Annotated in this window: 13 protein-coding genes and 2 pseudogenes; 7 read left to right on the forward strand and 8 right to left on the reverse strand. The window is 69.4% G+C overall.

The window, feature by feature from the left end:
• Positions 1–861 precede the first annotated feature (861 nt).
• Positions 862–1,347 carry a DUF4352 domain-containing protein gene (locus ABVB68_RS33755; RefSeq protein WP_353605013.1) on the forward strand — a complete coding sequence of 162 codons (486 nt, stop codon included), beginning with the start codon at positions 862–864 and terminating at the stop codon, positions 1,345–1,347.
• Between the two features lie 85 nt (positions 1,348–1,432).
• Here ABVB68_RS33755 and ABVB68_RS33760 read toward each other — a convergent pair whose 3' ends face one another.
• Both ABVB68_RS33760 and ABVB68_RS33765 read right to left on the reverse strand, forming a co-directional pair.
• A complete protein-coding gene (locus ABVB68_RS33760) occupies positions 1,433–1,975 on the reverse strand; it encodes a hypothetical protein (protein ID WP_353605014.1) in 543 nt (180 codons plus the stop codon).
• 54 nt (positions 1,976–2,029) lie between these two features.
• On the reverse strand, positions 2,030–2,617 hold the full coding sequence (locus tag ABVB68_RS33765; RefSeq protein ID WP_353605015.1) for a hypothetical protein: 588 nt from the start codon (positions 2,615–2,617) through the stop codon (positions 2,030–2,032).
• Between the two features lie 317 nt (positions 2,618–2,934).
• Between ABVB68_RS33765 and ABVB68_RS33770 the strand changes: the two genes are divergently transcribed.
• Complete coding sequence (locus tag ABVB68_RS33770; RefSeq protein WP_353605016.1) at positions 2,935–3,525, forward strand: hypothetical protein; 591 nt, start codon at positions 2,935–2,937, stop codon at positions 3,523–3,525.
• A gap of 161 nt (positions 3,526–3,686) precedes the next feature.
• On the opposite strand, the gene ABVB68_RS33775 is transcribed toward ABVB68_RS33770, so the two are convergent.
• The gene (locus ABVB68_RS33775) at positions 3,687–4,019 is read right to left on the reverse strand and encodes a transposase (RefSeq protein ID WP_353605017.1); all 333 of its coding nucleotides are present in this window, start codon (positions 4,017–4,019) and stop codon (positions 3,687–3,689) included.
• A 797-nt stretch (positions 4,020–4,816) separates the two neighbouring features.
• Here ABVB68_RS33775 and ABVB68_RS33780 point away from each other — a divergent pair.
• The 3 genes from ABVB68_RS33780 (at position 4,817) to ABVB68_RS33790 (ending at position 10,479) form a co-directional block, all read left to right on the forward strand.
• Positions 4,817–8,515 (forward strand): nSTAND1 domain-containing NTPase, encoded by a 3,699-nt coding sequence (locus tag ABVB68_RS33780; protein ID WP_353605018.1) that lies wholly within the window; start codon positions 4,817–4,819, stop codon positions 8,513–8,515.
• A gap of 740 nt (positions 8,516–9,255) precedes the next feature.
• Positions 9,256–9,549, forward strand: coding sequence for a hypothetical protein (locus ABVB68_RS33785; RefSeq protein ID WP_353605019.1), 294 nt, complete (start codon positions 9,256–9,258; stop codon positions 9,547–9,549).
• A gap of 189 nt (positions 9,550–9,738) precedes the next feature.
• Positions 9,739–10,479, forward strand: coding sequence for a Type 1 glutamine amidotransferase-like domain-containing protein (locus tag ABVB68_RS33790; RefSeq protein WP_353605020.1), 741 nt, complete (start codon positions 9,739–9,741; stop codon positions 10,477–10,479).
• A 57-nt stretch (positions 10,480–10,536) separates the two neighbouring features.
• On the opposite strand, the pseudogene ABVB68_RS33795 reads toward ABVB68_RS33790, so the two are convergent.
• Positions 10,537–10,710, reverse strand: a pseudogene (locus ABVB68_RS33795) (IS5-like element IS4811 family transposase); the annotation flags it as partial.
• A gap of 483 nt (positions 10,711–11,193) precedes the next feature.
• Between ABVB68_RS33795 and ABVB68_RS33800 the strand changes: the two are divergent.
• Positions 11,194–11,380: pseudogene (locus tag ABVB68_RS33800) on the forward strand (IMP dehydrogenase); the annotation flags it as partial.
• Positions 11,381–11,401: 21 nt separating this feature from the next.
• Here the strand turns inward: ABVB68_RS33800 and ABVB68_RS33805 are convergent.
• The 3 genes from ABVB68_RS33805 to ABVB68_RS33815 all read right to left on the reverse strand — a co-directional run bounded on the left by ABVB68_RS33805 (position 11,402) and on the right by ABVB68_RS33815 (position 15,317).
• On the reverse strand, positions 11,402–11,944 hold the full coding sequence (locus tag ABVB68_RS33805) for a DUF4232 domain-containing protein (protein WP_353605021.1): 543 nt from the start codon (positions 11,942–11,944) through the stop codon (positions 11,402–11,404).
• Between the two features lie 376 nt (positions 11,945–12,320).
• A complete protein-coding gene (locus ABVB68_RS33810) occupies positions 12,321–13,511 on the reverse strand; it encodes a cysteine desulfurase family protein (RefSeq protein WP_353605022.1) in 1,191 nt (396 codons plus the stop codon).
• Positions 13,512–14,357: 846 nt separating this feature from the next.
• Positions 14,358–15,317: an NADP-dependent oxidoreductase gene (locus ABVB68_RS33815; protein ID WP_353605023.1), complete on the reverse strand. Its 960-nt coding sequence runs from the start codon at positions 15,315–15,317 to the stop codon at positions 14,358–14,360.
• Positions 15,318–15,464: 147 nt separating this feature from the next.
• On the opposite strand from ABVB68_RS33815, the gene ABVB68_RS33820 reads away from it, so the two are divergent.
• The gene (locus tag ABVB68_RS33820; RefSeq protein ID WP_353605024.1) at positions 15,465–16,376 is read left to right on the forward strand and encodes a LysR family transcriptional regulator; all 912 of its coding nucleotides are present in this window, start codon (positions 15,465–15,467) and stop codon (positions 16,374–16,376) included.
• A 993-nt stretch (positions 16,377–17,369) separates the two neighbouring features.
• Here ABVB68_RS33820 and ABVB68_RS33825 read toward each other — a convergent pair.
• A complete protein-coding gene (locus ABVB68_RS33825) occupies positions 17,370–17,666 on the reverse strand; it encodes a DUF7489 domain-containing protein (protein ID WP_353605025.1) in 297 nt (98 codons plus the stop codon).
• Between the last annotated feature and the right edge of the window lie 436 nt (positions 17,667–18,102).

Here is an 18,102-nt window from a genome sequence, read left to right on the forward strand (position 1 = left end):
GGGCCCCCCCCCCCGGCCGCCCGCGGTCCTCCCCCACCCCCCCCCCCCGGGGCCCCCCGCTGACAGCAGCGGGGCCCGCGGCGTCCTGCTGCGCAGGCTGGGCGGAGTGCCCGAGCCGCACCTGCGGCAGGCCCAGGCGCTCGCCGACATCACGGCCGTCGCGCTGGTCGTCCAGGCGGTTTCGTTTGGAACGAGTCGGGGGGTGGCTTTGCGCTCCTCCGGGTCGTCCTGTCGCTTCTCGTGTGCCGGAGACGGGCAAGGGGGCGTGCAGGAGTGAGGCGAGAACATGGGGATGCGGTCCTGGCTGATCACGGCCGGTGCATCCGTCGGGGAGACAACGAGACCGACCGGTCCCCTTGGGGTGCCAGTCTTTCGCAGGAGTCGGGCGTTGCCCCCGTCCCGGGCACCCGGCCCCTGTGGGGCGGTGTCTCCGGCGGTCCCTGGTTCTCGGAGGTGGGCGGGACGTGCTCCCGCGCGGCGGGGCGTCAGCATGTCCCCTCTGCCGCCGTGGCCCGCCCCTTTCGCTGCTCACGATCAGCGGGACATCACCCGTCGAGCCCGGTAGGCGCGATGCGTCGTCACGCACAACCTGATGGCTCCCCCGTAGTTGAAGTATGAAATGCATGTGTAAGTTACGCATGTAGCACTCGCCGGTGGTCTTGTCACCGGCGGCGCGAACGATCCTCCCCCCACACCACCCCAGTCCGTCCCCACGCAGGCCGGGGCTACTTGTACCGCCAGGTCCGGAGGAAACCACCACTCATGCGCACCCGCGCCATCACCACTGCCGCTCTGCTCACGGCCTCAGCCGCGCTCACCGCTTGCTCGCCCAGCCACGCGGGCGCCGCTGCGGAGCCGGCGGTGGCAAGCAGCAGCCCGAGCCCCACCCTGAGCAAGGCGACCGCGCCCAGCACGCTCGCGTTCCACCAGCTGCACAAGAGCAGCAGCCCCGGCGACGATGAATACGAGGCATCCAGCGTCACGGCGACCGCCCTGGGCTACGAACAGCCCGTACACGCCTCGGAGTCCGCGGCCGACGAGATCCACGCCCCGGGCAACGTGTGGGCCGCGCTCGACGTCAAGGTGTGCGACCAGACCGGCGAGATCACGGTCAGCAACGCGCCGTGGCAGCTGTCCTACGCGGACGGGGCGCGTGTCAAGCCCGCCGAGCTTCAGTACGACGACTTCCCGCAGCCGGCCTACCCGGACGAGGACACGGACGTGCCCACCGGAGGATGCGTCCGCGGAAAGATCGTGTTCAATGTGCCCGGCGGTAAGCGGCCCGCCACCGTCGTCTACTCGACAGAGGACGACGCGCCTGTGACGTGGTCCGTGCCCGCCGCCTGACTCCAGTGCCGATGGCGATCCCCACGCCGCCGGCTGCGCAGTGCTCAAGCACCTCGCCGACACCGACGCCCCCGCCGCTCTCCAGCTACCACTCGAAGGCGAGGGCGTCGGCCTGCGAGGCCGGTTTCTGGTGGCGTACGAGGAGTTTGGTGAAGAAGTCCTGCACCAGCTGCCAGGCGTGCGGCCGGGAAAGCCCCCAGCCGCCGAAACGGTAGGTCGCGTATCCGGCCAGCCGCAGCCGGCGGTCCTCGGCGACCCTTTTTGCATACAGGCGCGGCATGGCGGTACGAGTGACCCGGCCTTCCTTGTCGGGCGGGTTCGGAATCCCGTAGTGCTGCACGCCGTCGACCTCGATGACGACACGGAGGAGAACCGGGTGAGCCATGGTCGGCCCCTCTCGGGCGGGGGCGGCCCCCTCCGGGCCGCCCGTCGTCACCCAGTGGTCCTGGAGTTCGCAGCTCAGGCGTATGACCTCGTTTGCAGCCGCTTCGGCAAGCCCCAGCAGGTGTGTCCGTTCGGCCTCGTGGACGGTCTTCCGCCGCTGCCGGATCGCGGCCCGTGTGGAGACCACATAACCCACCACGGCACCTGCGAGACCCATCAGCCCCGCCAGCGTCTCCGCCGGCATGGCGGGCATCCTGCCGGTGCAGGGACGTCGGTGGGCTGGTTGGTCAACTACTTGTCAGAGCTGGTTCCCGCGCTCGTGCTCTTCCCAGGCCTCCATCTCTTCGATCCAGTCCTCCAGCTCCACCCACGCGTCCTTGTACTCCGCGGAAACTTCGGGAACGATTCCGTCCCGGAGGTACTGGCCCAACGCCTCCTGGGAGTGCTGGGTAACCTTTTCGATGGCTCGGAACTTCTCGCCGGACTGCGCATCCCGGGGCACTGTGTGCTCCCAGTAGGTGAGCATGAGGGCCACCTGCTCCAGCAGCTGCCTGATGTCGGAGTCTTGGATGCTGAGGCTGGCCAGCCGCAACCTGCTCGCCTCGGCGTGGACCCTCTCGTCCCAGTCCGGCTCAGGGCGTCGACCGTCCCAACGATTCCGGAAGAGATCCTGGGCCGTGAACACCGCCTGCACGGCCATATCGAAGGCCGCGTCCTGACGGGCAGTCTCGCGCTGCTCCCTCGCCATCTTCGTCTGGTGCTTCTGTTGCAGCCATGTACCGCCGATGGCGGCAGCTCCACCCACAACCGCGCCGCCGAAGCCGATCAGGCCAGAGATCACTTCACCGTCCATGCCGATCATCATGCCGAAGGGACCAACGCGCATGGGGCTGATCCCGTCAAGTCCTGGGGGCTTCCGGCGCCAGGCAGGCGGCAGCTCCTTCCACTCCGGCTCCTCCTGCGCGACCCTCAGCCGGGCCTGTCGGCATGAGCGGAGCGCGGGAGATCAGCGTCACGGAGAGCGTCACAGATGTGTCCGATCCCGGGACGGCGGTTGCCCAGGGAGACGTACTCTGCACGTCACGGCCGCGATCTCTTCACCGATCGTCCACGTGTACGATCACCCGTCATGAGGTGAGGGGGCTCCTACCTGCGGCAATGCCTGTCGGTGACCCCTCCGGTACGTGACGGAGATTGGTCCCCGTGGGAAGTAAGAGCAACGAGTTCGCCGTGGGCCTCACGGCTGTTCTGGTCGTCTCGCTCGTCGCGGCGCTGGCGAGTCAGTGCAGCGGCGACGATCGCAAGTCGAACGCCGCGTCAACGGTCAAGCCCCACGCCACGGCTGGCTTGCTGAAGCCCGTTGAGTCGAAGTTCGCTGAGCCGCAGCCGGAGCCGACGTCTGCGGAGCCGAAGAAGGTCACCATGACGCTCGCGGAGATAGCCGACACCCCCGGCACCTTCGGGCAGTTCAAGAAGTTCGTCGCCAAGTACGGGACCGCCGATCAGCAGAAGGCGGTCAAGCACCTCACGGGCTGGAGGGGTGTCAGCGACGGGGCGTATCCGAGTATCGACGCGACGTCCGACTTTCCGACCGTCGACTATGAAGCCGACGGGGCGTCGACGGTCACGGAGGATCTCGAGGTGCGGACGCAGTACATCGCGGAAGCCTTTGCCGAGTGGTGGCAGATCGATGAGATTTCGGTGCTCAAGGTCATCGATCGTGGAGGGAAGTACGCGGCGGGCGTCTCCTGCATCCGGACCGACAGCTCCGAGGCCCACGGATCCTGCCTCTGACGCGGCCAGGCCGGGAACCGATGCCGCACTGGCACATGGTTCCGGACCTTCGTCATGACGACGTCAGGGGGGCGGCAGCACCTTCAACCGCGGCCCCCTCGCCTCCACATGCTTGCGAGCCTCCCTGCAAGTCCCGTCAGAGCAGGGGAGGCCCGCGCCCTTCAGGGCGTTACGGATGTCGGTAGTCCCAGGCCGCTTCCCTCCGAGCGAGCCGTAGAGCACCCTGACGATCTGGCCCGCCGTGTCGGCCGCGTGGCGCAGTATTCGCACGGCGCGGTCAGCTCTCGCAGCGGGCGCGCATCAGTCCGCCCGACGAAGAAGGCGTAGACCCGGTCCCACGGCGGGCAGTCGGGGGGCATCGCCCGCCACTTGATGCCGTTGTCGACGGGGTAGCGCACCGCGTCGATCAGCTGCCGGTGGCAGTAACCCTCCGGCCGGCCGCCCCGGCCTGCCGGCCATCCAGCACCGGCAGCAGATCCCGTACCAGAGCCCACTCCGCATCGCTCATGTCCGAGTCGAACCGGGGCCGGCGCTCCGGCCGGTCAGCTGCGTTCCCGAACCGATGGCGAGGCAGTCACACCCAGGAGTGGACGAACTGGACTCGGCGACCAAGAGCACGCGACACTTCGACAACAGGGCCACTTACATCTCGCTGGATTCGAAAACCGCGAGCTACGAAGAGGCCCTTCTTCCATGCATCCGCCGACTCACCCGAACCAGGCCCTTGTTCGAACCCCTCCGACCACACGGACGGATAGAGAAACGGCCAGTCAAACGATTGATGTGGTGTCAGCTTCCTCCGCGGTCCGGCCGCATGTGGGCGCGTCAGGCGCGGGGGTAGTGCGACATGAACAATGTGCGCCCCCGTGCGTACCTCTGTACCACCGGTGATGTCACATCGTTCCCAGGCGGGTGGTGACGCTTCGCGTCCACTATGGGCACTGCGCGCAGAGGGCGAACGTGCCCGAGTACCGGGGGAGTCCGACAGCATGGGCATCGGTGGCAACTCCCGCAGGAAGGGCGCCTCCGCCATGAAGAGGGCCGGCGGGATCCTCGGCGCGTTCCGCAAGGCGGCCGAAGCAGGCGCCCATGGTTTGCCCCTGTGCCCCAGCCGCGCGTAGCTTCTTGGCGCGCACAGTGCCGCACCCGCGGGGGAGGCGGGACGGGGGAGGGGTTGTGGATGGCAGGGCGTCGGGAGAGCCCGCTGGATCCGAGCGCGGGACCCGTTGCGCGGTTCGCGTTCGAGTTACGCAAGCTCAGAGCGGAGGCCGGGAGTCCGACCTACCGGGTAATGGCGCAGCGCACAAACCAGGGGGCGAGCACGCTGTCGCAGGCAGCTGCGGGGGAGCGGCTGCCGACCCTGCCGGTCGTCCTCGCCTACGTCAACGCTTGCAGTGGGAACCCGCACGAGTGGGAGGTGCGGTGGCGGGAGGCAGCCGCGGAGGCGGCGGCCGATCCCCGGGCTGAGGACGCAGACACCGAACCCCCTTACCGAGGTCTGGCCCGCTTCGAAGCCGGCGACGCCGGCTTGTTCTTCGGCCGCGACGAACTCACCGAGCGTCTGCTCCGACAGACCGGCTCCCGACGATTCACCGCGGTCTTCGGCCCGTCGGGCAGCGGCAAGTCGTCCCTACTGCGCGCCGGCCTCATCCCCCGCCTACGCACCTCCCACCAGGCCGGCACACGGCCGGCCGCCCTGCGCGTCCTCACCCCGGGCGAGCACCCGCTGGACACCCACGCCGAGCGTTTCGTGCCGGCCGACGGGGACGGCGACACATGGCTGATCGTCGACCAGTTCGAAGAGCTGTACACCCTGTGCACCGACCCGGGTGAACGCGACCAGTTCATCGACCACCTCATAGCGGCCACTGACCCCGCCAGCCGACTGCGCGTCGTGATCGCGGTACGCGCTGACTTCCTCGGCCACTGCGCCACACATCCACAACTGACCACCGTGCTGCAGGACGCAACCGTGCTCGCCGGGCCGATGAGCCGGGACGAGCTGCGCGAGGCCATCGTCAAACCGGCCCAGACCACCGGCCTGATCGTCGAACGAACCCTGACAGCGCGCATCCTCGACGAGGTCGAGGACGAGCCCGGCGCGCTGCCGCTGATGTCCCACGCACTGCTGGAAACCTGGCGACGCCGTAACGGCCGCGCTCTCACACTGACGGCGTACGAGGCGGCCGGAGGCCTGCACGCTGCCATCGCTCGTACCGCCGAGGAGACGTACGCCTCACTCACTGACATCCAGGCCACACTGGCCCGCCGCATGCTGCTACGCCTGATCACACCCGGCGAAGGCACCTCCGACACCCGCCGTCCCGCAGACCGTGGGGAACTGATCGGCTCAGCCCCCGAGGACGCCCGACACGACGCGACCATCGTGCTCGAATGCCTGGCCCGAGCCCGGCTGATCACCCTGGACAGCGACACCGTCGACCTCGCCCACGAGGCCTTGATCAACGCCTGGCCCAGACTGCGCGGCTGGATCGAAGCCGAACGCGACCTGCTTCGCACCCACCGCCAGCTCACCGAAGCAGCCCGAACCTGGGACGATCTCGACCGCGATCCCGGAGCCCTCTACCGCGGCACCCGCCTGGCAACGGCCGAAGACGCCTTCGCCACACCCCGGCGACGCGCCGCTCTCACCGAGCTGGAACGGTCATTTCTCTCCGCCGGACTTGCGGCCGCGCAACACGAACGCAGGTCGGCTGCACGTGCCGCCCGACGCACCCGCGCCTTTGTCACGGCTCTGTCCTGCCTCGTCGTCGTGGCCCTCGTGGCCGCGCTGGTGGCCTGGCAGCAGAACCGGGCCGGTGAGCAGCAGAAAGTGCAGACCGAGGCGCGTCGCATCGCCGCCCTGGCGCAGAGCCTGCGTGCATCCGAACCCATGGCCGCCCTGCGTCTCAGCCTGGCCGCATGGAAGATCGCCGACCTCACGGAAACCCGCTCGGCCCTTATGGGATCCCTCGCCCAGCACAACCAGGACGCCTTCCGGATCCCGGGTCGCACCGAGGACCTCGGCACCGACCTGAGCCGGGATGGCCGTATGGCCGTGTCCGTCGCGGACGGCCGGGCCACCGCATGGGATGTGCGAGCACATCGTCGCCTGTCGTCCTTCCACATACTCAGCGGCGACAGCCTTACCCTGCGCACCGCCCTTTCCCCGGACGGACAGACCCTGGCCGTCGGCAACGGCCGGAAGATCAGCCTCTACGACATGCGGACGGGGAAGCGGACGGCCCAGCTGCCCGACCTCTCCCTGGCTTCACTCTCCTTCAGCCCCAGCGGACGAACCCTGCTCGTCGCCGTCACGGTGGACGACAAAGCTGCCGCGCTGCGTCTGTGGGACGTACGCCACCACACGCTGCTCTTCCGTTCCGGCCCGAACCACGTCAACGGGCTCATGGAGTGGACCGACAGCCCCCACTCCACCGGTGACGTCTTGGTTGCGTCCAGCGCCGTCGGCGCCACCGTGGCTGTCAGTGCCGACGACCGCTTCGTCGCCGACTGTTCTCTCGACAGGTTCAAGGTGTGGAACGTCAAGACGCACCGCCTCGCACCGGTTCCCCCAATGACGCTGCGCGGGACCACGTGCACGTCCGCACAGATCGCCTTCGGCCCGCACGGCCACGAACTCGCAGTCACCACCGAACGCGGCATCCGCATGTGGGACGCCGCATCGGGCACGCAACGGCCCGGAATCAGCCATCGTGGCCTGCAGGTGACGAACTACACGGGCGACGGCCGATTCATCGTCGCCACCGACGGCAACGACGTGTTCCTGTGGCGACTTGGCGGCACACCGGTACTCGCCTACCAGGCTCCGGCACCGGCAGAAGTCACCTCGAGCCTCGTGTTCGACCAGCACGACGGTCTCATCCGGTACGTGTCGGGCGGCGCCGGCACCACTGTGTGGTCCCTCTTCGTCAACGACAGCCATCAGCCGGGCTACCGGCAGGACGTCACGACGAAGGCGACCTTCAGCCGTGACGGCCGGTTGCTCGCCGTGGTGCGGCAGTCGGGCGGCAAACACCGCCTGCGGCTGATCGACGTCGCCCGCAACAAACCGCTGGCCGACGGCCTGCCTACCGCCCCATGCCCCCTTGAGGAGGGAACACCGGGTTGCACCGACGAGGTGGCGTTCTCCCCGGACGGCCGGACCCTCGCCTACGTCAGCACACAGGACGAGGCGGTAGGCGACCCCCTCCTGACCGTGGTGGACATCCGCCATCCCTTCCGACGGACCGGTTTCCCCCTTCCCGCGAAGTCTTACGAGTGGCCGACGGTCGACTCCATCGTCTTCGACAGCGAGCACAGCGTGCTGGTGTCACTGGCGGGCGAGCGGACCGAACGCTGGGACTTGCGCCGTCATCGCAGAACCGACCGATGGCCGGATGTCTCGGGCGACCCCCTGGCCGTACGCGATGACGGCCGGCTCCTGGTGTCCCCGGACGGAACGGTCACCGACCTTGGCTCCGGCAGTACGACGCCGCACACTCTCACCCAGTCCCAGCCCACCGTCGTAGCCCTCAGCCACGACGGCACCCGCCTCGCGGCCGCCGATGACACCGGATGGGTCACCCTGTGGGACGGCGACGCCCGGAAGCGACTGGGGGACCTGCCGGGGAGCACTACCGGCCTACAGCACGGCGGGGGCAGTGCGGGAGTCTCGGCGCTCGCCTTCTCCCACGACGGAAAGACGCTGGCCGTGGGCACAGACGACGGCCAGGTCCGCCTGTGGGATGTCACCACGAGGCTGGCCATCGGGGACCCTCTGCACGGCTCCGGAGGCAAGGTGATGTCGCTCGCCTTCAGCGACGACGACCGCACCCTCTCTCTCGCGGGCGAGCACGTACAGCTGGAACAGTACGACATCGCGCCGGAGTTGGTGAGCGCCGACATCTGCCGCCGGGCCGCAGGCGGCCTGTCCCGATCCGCATGGCGAACATACGTCCATGACATCCCCTACCGGACATCCTGCTGACCCTGAGCACCGGTGAACTGCCCCCACGGCAACCTCGGCGACTGCCCATCGAGGTGGAGGAACAAGTCCGTGAACACCCGGTGGCGTGCTGAAGCCGACCCCGCTCGTGCGTACGGGTGTGACTTCCGCCCGTACTGCAGTTCGGCAGCGAGCCGCGCCACCGGCCCCGCACTCGGACTGAGTGGCCTTCTCGGGTACGTCCTGTCATCGACGGCCCACCGCTCTACGCGCCTCCCCCTCCCGTGAACGCGGCGCGACCATCCGCAAGCTCCGCACACCCGGGAGGCAGAGCAAGCGACAGGTCCTCTTTGCTCAGCGTCATGCGCCGTGCCTCCGACCAGCGGTGTCCTCATTGATCAGAGTGGCGGAGCTGCCTGTCCATTCAATTCCCCGGCCGGGAAAGTCGAGGTCGTGCGGCACTGACCTGCACGTTAAGCCCAGATGCTCACCGATCGGGCCCAGCCATCCCGGCGTCCATGACCTGGCCGTCTGGAGCTGTAAGGCCCTCGTGCACCAGCCGGCCGGAACAGCCGAAGGCCGCCCTGTACAGCCCGTGAAGAGCAACAACACAAGAGTCGGTGACCTCAGCGAAGAACGGCCCACCGGGCCCGGCCGGGGAGCCGGCGACCGATCAAGGAGGAATTAAATGAAGGCACGCAGGATGACCATGCGGCGCGGCGCGGCTGCCGCCGCCATGGGAATCGCGATTCTCGGCGGCATAACCACCGCCACCCCCGCCCATGCCGGCGACACGGTCAGCGGAGCCTCTGCGGAAGCTGCGGGAGACGGCCTCGGCCGCTGCCAGCCCGCCCTGCAAGATCTACCACCACGGCGTCATCCACCTGGGCGTGCACACCTACTGCTCCAACCAGCCCTCGTGGCGCCGGCATCGTGCACGCGCCACGTGCATCAACCACCGCAACCCCCTCATCACCTACACGCGGTGGGGTCCTTGGCGCAAGCCCGGCCAGAAGTCCTCCATGAGCTGCAACTTCGAAGACGGCTACGAGTACGCCTGGGTGGACCTGCGCTAGGGCAACCGCGAGGCAGGACATCAGATTGTGGGGCGGTCCAGCACCACCCGGCCCATCCCACTGAACCCGGTGATCCCGGTGTACAGCGACAACGGCGCGTTCGCTGTACATCCGGGGTGCCGCTGAGTAGGTGTTGTTCACCCGCAGGCCGCCCAGGTCCCTCAGCATGCCGCCGATACGATCATGGCCATGACGGCTTTGGAACCGACGATCCTCGCGACCTCCGGCGGACATCGAGTCGGAGGACGAACCAGGGTGATGTTTGATGCTCTGGTGCATCACGCAGTTGACCTCTCCGGCGTGCATGGTCGGCGCCCGCGCATCATGTACGTCGGCACCGCCATCGGGGATGCCGAGCACTTCACGACCCGCATGACCGAGGCTGCGCGGATAGCGGGATTCGACCTGACGCCTCTGCACCTGTTCCCCATGCCCAACCTCGAAGATGTCGAGGGCTCGATCCTCGACCACGATGTGGTCTGGGTCATGGGGGGCTCGGTGGTCAACCTGCTCGCGGTGTGGAGAGCACATGGCCTGGACCGCATCATGCACCGTGCCTGGCAGGCCGGTGTCGTGCTCAGCGGAGTCAGCGCGGGCTCCCTCTGCTGGTTCCAGGGAGGTGCGACCGACTCGTTCGGGCCGGAACTGCGCCCGGTCACGGACGCACTCGGTTTCCTGCCGTATGGCAACGGCGTGCACTACGACTCGGATGAGGGTCGACGCCCGTTGATTCACCAGCTCGTGGCGGACGGCACCATACCCACTGCTCACTGCACAGACGATGGAGTCGGCCTGGTGTACCGCGGAACGGAATTGGTGGAAGCAGTGACGGAAACTCCCGGTAAGGGCGCCTACATCGTCAAAGGCGACGGAGCCAGGGCGGTGGAGGAGCGCATCGAACCTCGCAGGCTGACCGCATCCTGGCGATGACCAGGTCTTTCCCTTCGCGAGGCGGGACGATCCACGGTGAAATCGTCCAGCTCAGCGGGTCGCCGATGGCTTCTTGGTCCACTGGCTGGTCCGTGGCCTTTCTCGCGTCAGACGTCGGGTCATCATGGTGATGAGTGCCCAGTTCAGGTGTGCTTCGGAGTGCTGGGGCGGCCGTTCGTAATCGCGGGCGTTCCGGCGGGCGTTCATGCACCGGCCGATCGTCCGCTCGACCTCGTCGTCATGGCGCCGACGCGCAGAGGGCCTGCCCGGGCCGACGGGCATAGATGGCGGCATCCCTCGACGATGCCGGAGGCGCCGTCCCGTCCTGCGGGCATAGGCCGCGTGTACGGACGCAGGCCTGCCAGACTCGGCCCACCGCCGCGCACCTGACGGAGTTGGCCCAGGGCCGAGCCGTGGCCGGACCTCGCGCCCACCGGCGCTGCCAGGCACTGCCCGCCTACCTCTGCGGCACCCCCACCTGACCCCGGCAAGCACTCACGACAGGGACGGCGGGGACGGCGTTCTCGTCCGGCAACCGCACATTTCGCGTACCGATCGCGTGCAGACGGCGTGCCCGTCGCCGGGATGGTCCGAAGACGCCATGGCCGTAGCGGCCTCCGATGCGCGGATCGCCCGGTCCGTATCGCCCGAGCCCGGAGGGGAGTTCTCTGCCGTCCGAGCGGGCGATCGCCCCAGGACTGCGCAACCCTGAGCTGGTCGACGGTCGGCCTGCGCGGCGGCCCGGCAGCCGTGCGCCGCGTCCTGCCCGACCTGATCGACCGCGTCCTGTCCGGCCGGATCGAGCCGGGCTGGCTCTCCGGCCTCACCGTGCCCCTGGACCAGGTCGCCGAGCTACTGGGCGATGGACGAGCGCCGCGCGGTCAAAGCTCTCCTGGAGCCCCGACCGCGCGGCGGCGGGGGATTACTGTCCGACCGGGTTGAGGTAGGTGGCCGGGTGGGTGGCGCCGTCCTGCTTCAGGATCTGGCCGCCGAACGGCCACTTCAGGGTGAAGTGCTTTGTCTCGTTCGGCGGGGTGACCAGGAACGTCGCGGGTACGAACTTCTCCTTCTGCGGCGTGGACCTGGCGACGGGGAGCAGGCTGATGCTGAAGTCCGTCGTGTCGCCCCGCCCCAGGGTGATCTTCGTGGGCCTCTTGGAGGAGCGCGCCAGGGACCAGGTGCCGTCGGTCCGCTGGGCGCCGACCATGTCGACACCGGCGAAGCCGGACAGGGTGCAGGTGCGGTTGCTCTTGTTGGTGAACCAGATGAACGCCTGCGTCTGCCTGTCGGTCCGCCCCATTTCCGGCTTCGCGTCGTCTCCGGTGGCGAAACCGGCCTTCAGGTCGGTGGTGTGGCAACGCGTCGGCGCCGCCTTGGCGGTGGCGGCCGAGGCCGGGGCGGCGGCGACGGCGGTGCCGGCGGCGACGAGCGCCGCGAGGGCCACGGTGGTGATTTTGGTCTTCATGACGTGTTCGGTTCCCCTCGAATACGACTCGGTGCGCGAGGTCAGTGCGCACCCACGCACCGGTAGACGCTCGATGTCCGGCGGAGGTTCGTTGCACCGGGCATCCTTTTCCGCCGCGTACGGTGGGGGCATGGCGCCGCCTCTGCCCGAGCCGCTGGCACATCTGGCCTGCGTTCGCGTCCGCCGGTTTCTGTTCGGTGCCACGCCCATTTCCATGCCAAGTTTCCGTAGCGCGGCCAGTCGCTCCACCGTCAGCTTGTCGAAGCCGGTGCGCCGGCGCCAGCGGCTTTCGCTACGCGTGCCTGTGACCAGCACTTTCGGGAAGGCGCCCCTTCTGTAGTTCACGTTTCTCGCAGGGAATCGGCGGACCGACGGGTCAACGCAGGGCAACCGCCTCGATGAGCGCGTTCGCCGCCGTCTCGATGCCTGCGGGCGTGGACCAGCGACCCAGCGTCAGCCTCAACGCCCCCAGCGCGTGCGCCGGTTCGAATCCCATAGCGGTCAGCACCGGCGAAGGGGTGTGGGTGCCGCTGTGGCAGGCCGACCCCGTCGAGGCCGCGATGCCGTGTGCGGCGGCGAGGAGTTCGTGTCCGAGTGCGCCGTCGATGCGGATGTTCAGGGTGTTCGGCAGGCGCGTCTTCTCAGGGCCGTTGAGATGGACGCGGCCGGGCAGCGCCGCCCTCAGCCGCTGATGGAGGTCGTCACGCAGGGCCGCGATCCGCTCCGGTGTGCCGTCGTCGAGCTCATGGGCCGCGATACGGGCGGCGGTGCCGAGGGCGACCGCCAGGGCGACGTTCTCCGTGCCGGCCCGCAGCCCCTGCTCCTGCGGGCCGCCGTAGACCACTGGTTCCAGTCGCACGCCGTCGCGCACGTAGAGAGCGGCCACGCCCTTCGGCGCGTACATCTTGTGCCCCACGACGGTGAGGAGGTCCACGCCCAGCTCGCCGACGTCGAGCGGGATCTTCCCCGCCGCCTGGGCCGCGTCGCAGTGGAAGAGAGCCCCGCGTTCGTGCGCGAGGGTGACGAGTTCGGTGACCGGCTGGAGGGCGCCCGTCTCATTGTTGGCGGCCATGACCGACACCAGCACCGTCGCCTCGGTGAGCGCGGAGGCCAACGTGGCCGGGTCGACCTGCCCGTCGCCGTCGACCGGAAGCACGGTAAGGCGCGCTCCGTGCAGGCGCTCCAGGGACCGGCAGCTCTCCAGCACGGCCGGGTGCTCGGTGGCCTGCGTGATCACATGTGGCCGTGAGCGCCCGGAGGCCAGCACCGCGCCGCGCAGTGCGAGCAGGTCGGCCTCCGAACCGGAGCCGGTGAAAATCATCTCGTCGGTTCGGGCCCCGATGAGGGCGGCGACCTGGGCCCGGGCCTCACCCAGCGCGCGCCGGGGCTCGGCGCCGCAGGGGTGGCCGCTGGAGGGGTTGCCGAAGAAGCCGGTCAAGTACGGGATCATCGCCTCGACGACCCGTGGGTCGACGGGCGTGGTGGCGTTGTAGTCCAGGTAGACGGGGCCGTCCGGCGGCCCGGGGAACGGCGGCAGCCCGCCGGCGGCATCGCCTCGGCCGGTCATGTCCGCTCCGCCGTGTGGCCGGGCATCTCGGCCGGGCGCCGATCGAGCATGCTCTCGTCGAGACGGACCACACGTGTGCTGGTGCCCTCCACCGTCATCCTCCGCAGATCTATCGAACAACGTAGCCGGGAGCGGCGCGCTGCGGACGCGGCTCGCTCACACCATTACGGATCTTGGAGGCTTGCTCGTGGATTTCCCTGCGACGGGACGGGAGGATGTCCCGCCCCGGCGAGGCGGGCCCCACTCACGGTGGCATCCACGGTCGGCTCGGCGACGCAGCCGAAACGCCTGTCCGGCGAGCCTGTGCGCCGTCAGGTCTCGCTCACCCGCCCCCACGCCCCGGACCGGTCCGTGGGCGTCATGACCGCCGCGCGAGGCCCGGGTCGTTCCCCGGAGCCGGGGGCCGGGGCCGCGCCCTGAGGACGCGGGCGTGGTACACCCCGACCGGCCCGCACATCACCCTGGTACTGCCCTGGTCCCCCCCGACACAGGCAAGGAGCCACCGAGGTGAATGAGCTGGCATCACGAAGACAGCGGTCAGACACGGTCTTCCGTTGCGGTGGTCAGGGACTCGACACCTCTGAACAGACACGCTGGATGGGCGTCCCCTGGTATCGCACGTGCCACGTTGCGGCACAGATGGACCGGCAGACCTGCCCACCGACTGTGGTCCGCCGTGGCGATGACCACGCCGGCGAGATCGAGATCCCCCACGGTGTTCCCGCGACTGGTCGGGCCGGCCTCCTGGACTGCTAGGCCCGCATATTTAGGTGCCGCGCATCCGACGCCGGGGCCGGCGAGTCATCAGCTTGGGTGAGCGCCCCGTGTCGTTGTCCGGGTCCTGGCTCAGTCGACCTGCAGCACGGTCTTGCCGCATCGCCGCGCGGTCCGGAGGTCGCCGGCGAGGGCTCGTGGTGCTTCCCCGAGGGGAAGCACCGTGCCGATGACAGGCCGGATGCCGCCTGCGGTGACGAGCTTCGTGAGTTCGCCGAGCCGCTCCGGCTTGCGGTCGAGCGAGTAGTCCGCGGCGTGGATGCGTGCGTCGGCCATGAGCTGGTCGTCGAGACCGAAAGCGGTCGACAGCAGCGCACCGCCGTCCTTCACCGTGCCGGCCAGGCTGCTGGTGAGTGAGCGGTCGCCGACAAGGTCGAGGACCGCGTCGAGACCCTCGGGTGCGAGCTGGCGTAGAGCCTGGTCGAGGGGCTGCGCCCCACGGACGACGATCTCGGTGGCGCCGAGCTCGCGTACCTGCTCGGCGTGCTGAGCGGACGCCGTGGCGATGGTCCGGATCCCGCGGGCTGCTGCGGCCTGCACTGCGAACGTGCCGACACCTCCCGTGGCGCCGATGATGAGCAGCGTGCCTCCCTCGGGCACCTGTGTGTGCTCGATCGCGCCGAGCGCGGTCATGCCTGCGGTCGGCAGCGCGGCGGCCATGTGGCTCGGCATCCCGGTGGGGATGGTTGCCAGCGCGCCGAGCGCGGGCTCTGCCTGGACGACGCAGACCTCGGCGAAGGTCCCGAAGTGCAGTGGCCGGCTCCAAAACTGGCCGACGACACGGTCGCCAACCCGGAATCGAGTCACGTCGTCACCGATCGCGGTCACGGTGCCGGCACCGTCCAGGCCGAGCGTGAGCGGGAACCGGTACTCCCCGAGCCATTCCAGGGCGCCGGACGCGATGGCCACGTCCAGCGGGTTGATCGCCGCCGCCTCGATGGTGACCTGTATCTGGCCGAGGCCGGGTTCGGGCACGGGCAGCTTCCTGAGCTCCGGGGTGTCGCCGAAGCGCTCGATGCTGATGGCTCGCACGTGTCTCTCCGTTCTGCCACGGGCCGTTCGCCCTGCGGCGACACCAGCGTGCGGTCAAGGCGAGGCCCGGGGGAACGACCGGTTCGGCAGCCATCAGGAACAAGAAGGTAGTAATCCTGATGCCGAGCAGGTCGTAGTGTGTGCTCCATGGCAGTGGAGTCCCGGGCCTTGCGGTACTTCGTGGCGGTGGCCGAGGAACGCAGCTTCACCCACGCCGCGAGGCGGCTCGGCATCGCCGGCCCCGCGCTGTCGCGAGCGATCCGCAACCTGGAGACCGAACTCGGCGTACGCCTCCTGGAGCGGTCCACGCGCGTGGTGGAGCTGACAGAGCCCGGCGCAGTGCTGCTGACCCATGCGCGACCTGCCCTGGAGGCTCTCGACGCGGCGGCCCGACGCGCCGTGCGGGCCTCGGCACCGCATCGCAGCCTGGTGCTCGCGGTGAAGGCGGACGCGGACGGGGGCCTGCTCGAGGCCATCCTCGCCGCGGTGGCTGCCGAGCCCGACACCAGGCCGGTCGCCGTGCGCCTGTGCGGATGGCGGGAGCACACGCGGCTGCTGCGGGCGGGAGACGCCGATGCGGCGCTCATGTTCGAGCCCTACGATCCGGAGGGCATCGACGCGGATGTCGTCGCGGTCGAGCCGCGCGTGGCGGCGCTGCCCGCCGACCATCCACTCGCCGGAGCCGGCCGGGTACGGCTCGCCGATCTCGGAGTCGCCCCGGCGGACGTCCTCGAACGGGTGGAGCGCGACATCGGCGAGCACGGGGTGCAAGGCCTCGCGCAGCTGCTCGCGCTCGTCGGCCTCGGCCAGACGATGACCGTGCTACCGCGATCGGTCGCATCCCAGTACCCGCGACGCGCGGTGTCCTACGTCCTCATCGAGGACTGCCCTCCCGCCGCACTGGTTATCGCCTGGCCGGAATGCTCCCGCAGCCGCGACGTGGCCGCGTTGGTACGCGCGGCGGCGGCCGTCGCGCAGTCGCGTGGCATCGGTGCTGCATCAGACAGGACGACCGGACAACTGGAATCCTGCGGTGTCGCCCCACCAGCCGAGCCATGATGGCCGCGCAGCGGCCCCGAGCATTGGCTGACCCGTGCTTCTACTGGTCGTTCGAGCCCTCCGCAGTAGCCGTCCCCTAGACGGCCCCGCCTGTTCGCTCTCCCCCCCCCGTGGCGCACAGGCGGGCTTTCCTGTGCCTCTCGGCCCAATCTGTGCCCAGTTGCAGGCGTCGAGCCGGCACCGTCTGACTTTCCGGAGGGCTGTCTGGTGAGCAGAGCATGGTTGCGGCGGAGCAGCGCGCGGGCACTGATACGGCCCGTGATCGTTGCGGCGGCGGTGGCGCCGTCATCGGCACACGCGGACGCCCGAGATGATCTGCAAGCGGAGTCGTATGTCCTTCCGGTCGGTGCTGCCACCCCGTCCTTGACGGAGCCGCAGAGCGGACAGGGCGTACAACGGCTGAGAGATCTGGCCGCACAAGCGGAGCCGGGGGGCGGGAGACGGTGGCCCGGCCGCCTCGTACTCGCCGGTCTCCCGCAGGGCCTCGGGCACGGCACCGTCCTTGGACGCGGGGGCGTCGGTAGGTGCCGGGGCCGCGGCCCCGCAGCCGGCTCGGACGATTGGGCAGCGCAGCCGCGCGCAGCGATCCGCGTGCTCTGTCCGAGGGTGCGGCCTCAGGCGCCTGGCTGTGGTAACGATTTCAGACTGCTCTTCGGCCTTACGCCCGCCTGCCTGCGCTCCATCGTGCCAGGGCTGATTCATAGTCGCCGCGGCCACAGGTTGTTGCTGGTCAGGGCAGCCTGAATAGGTCGAGGGGGCGGGTGTGGGGCGCGTAGGAGACCTCGCGCAGGCCAGCCTCGATGCTGCGCGGTGCCCAGCCCGCCGGAGCTTGTCGGTGCGCGAGCCGCGCGCGGTCTGCGGTGTCCCGGTGCGACCCGCGTCCGGTCGGCGTGTCTGCGGGTCTTCGGGCAAGCCGAGTGCCTGATAGAGGGCCGTGAGGTGGTCGCGGGCGGCGAGGGCGTGCCGGACGGTGCGGCGCAGCTGTTCGCTCCGTTACTCCGACCGCTCCGGCCAGCGCCTACCCCACTCCTTGACCACCCGGTCGCCGACGGCGAGCGACCGATACGTCCGGCCGTTCACCTCGATGCTGAGCTCCCGCCCCTCGTCGGTGCTGATGTGCATCATGTAGTGGCCCGTCGGGCCGTAGGTACCGGTCGAACTGCTCACCCCCAAGCCGGTGACCTCCCCGGTGTAGGCGTCCTTGCTCTCTTTCAACCCGTTTGCGGCGATCATCGCTAGGACTAGGGCGAGCGGGCCGCAGGAGAGGAGCAGGACAATGGTGTGCGACATGTGCGACCCCCTGCATCGACGACGGCACAGGCCAGCCACAACAGCGTACCGGTCTCGTGGGCACCAGCCCAGAAGGCATACGCAGAGGGGCTGTTCGGCCCCGTTCCGGGGTCAGGGCTGACCCATAGTCCGGGTGGTGAGCGTTCGTCCAGGTCACCGGAGGGTGAGGAAACTGGCGAGGCCGCCACGACCACAAGGAGACTCCGGTTGACGGGGTGACCGACCCAAGTCGGTGCAGCGCAACCGCGGCTCCCGTGACCGCGTCTGCCGGGATGGTCTACGGAACGACACCGGTCGGCCGGTGTTCCAGGGGGTCGGTTTCGCTGCTGTCAGGTTCTGTGCCCTAACGTTCACGTCACCGTTGAGCTGGCCCGCTGAACCGGGCACCCCCGCGCTGACCCAGCCGGCGCAGTACGTGCCATCGGGCTTTCCAGCG

It is taken from the genome of Streptomyces sp. NPDC096012 (assembly GCF_040426375.1).
In the GTDB taxonomy this organism is placed as follows: domain Bacteria; phylum Actinomycetota; class Actinomycetes; order Streptomycetales; family Streptomycetaceae; genus Streptomyces.

What these genes read in the sequence shown, in the direction of transcription:
- ABVB68_RS33760 (WP_353605014.1), bottom strand. Translation starts at nt 1,975, where the DNA reads ATGCCGGCGGAGACGCTGGCGGGGCTGATGGGTCTCGCAGGTGCCGTG.
- ABVB68_RS33765 (WP_353605015.1), bottom strand. Translation starts at nt 2,617, where the DNA reads ATGCGCGTTGGTCCCTTCGGCATGATGATCGGCATGGACGGTGAAGTG.
- ABVB68_RS33780 (WP_353605018.1), top strand. Translation starts at nt 4,817, where the DNA reads ATGGCGCAGCGCACAAACCAGGGGGCGAGCACGCTGTCGCAGGCAGCT.
- ABVB68_RS33785 (WP_353605019.1), top strand. Translation starts at nt 9,256, where the DNA reads ATGCCGGCGACACGGTCAGCGGAGCCTCTGCGGAAGCTGCGGGAGACG.
- ABVB68_RS33790 (WP_353605020.1), top strand. Translation starts at nt 9,739, where the DNA reads ATGACGGCTTTGGAACCGACGATCCTCGCGACCTCCGGCGGACATCGA.
- ABVB68_RS33805 (WP_353605021.1), bottom strand. Translation starts at nt 11,944, where the DNA reads ATGAAGACCAAAATCACCACCGTGGCCCTCGCGGCGCTCGTCGCCGCC.
- ABVB68_RS33810 (WP_353605022.1), bottom strand. Translation starts at nt 13,511, where the DNA reads ATGACCGGCCGAGGCGATGCCGCCGGCGGGCTGCCGCCGTTCCCCGGG.
- ABVB68_RS33820 (WP_353605024.1), top strand. Translation starts at nt 15,465, where the DNA reads ATGGCAGTGGAGTCCCGGGCCTTGCGGTACTTCGTGGCGGTGGCCGAG.
- ABVB68_RS33825 (WP_353605025.1), bottom strand. Translation starts at nt 17,666, where the DNA reads ATGTCGCACACCATTGTCCTGCTCCTCTCCTGCGGCCCGCTCGCCCTA.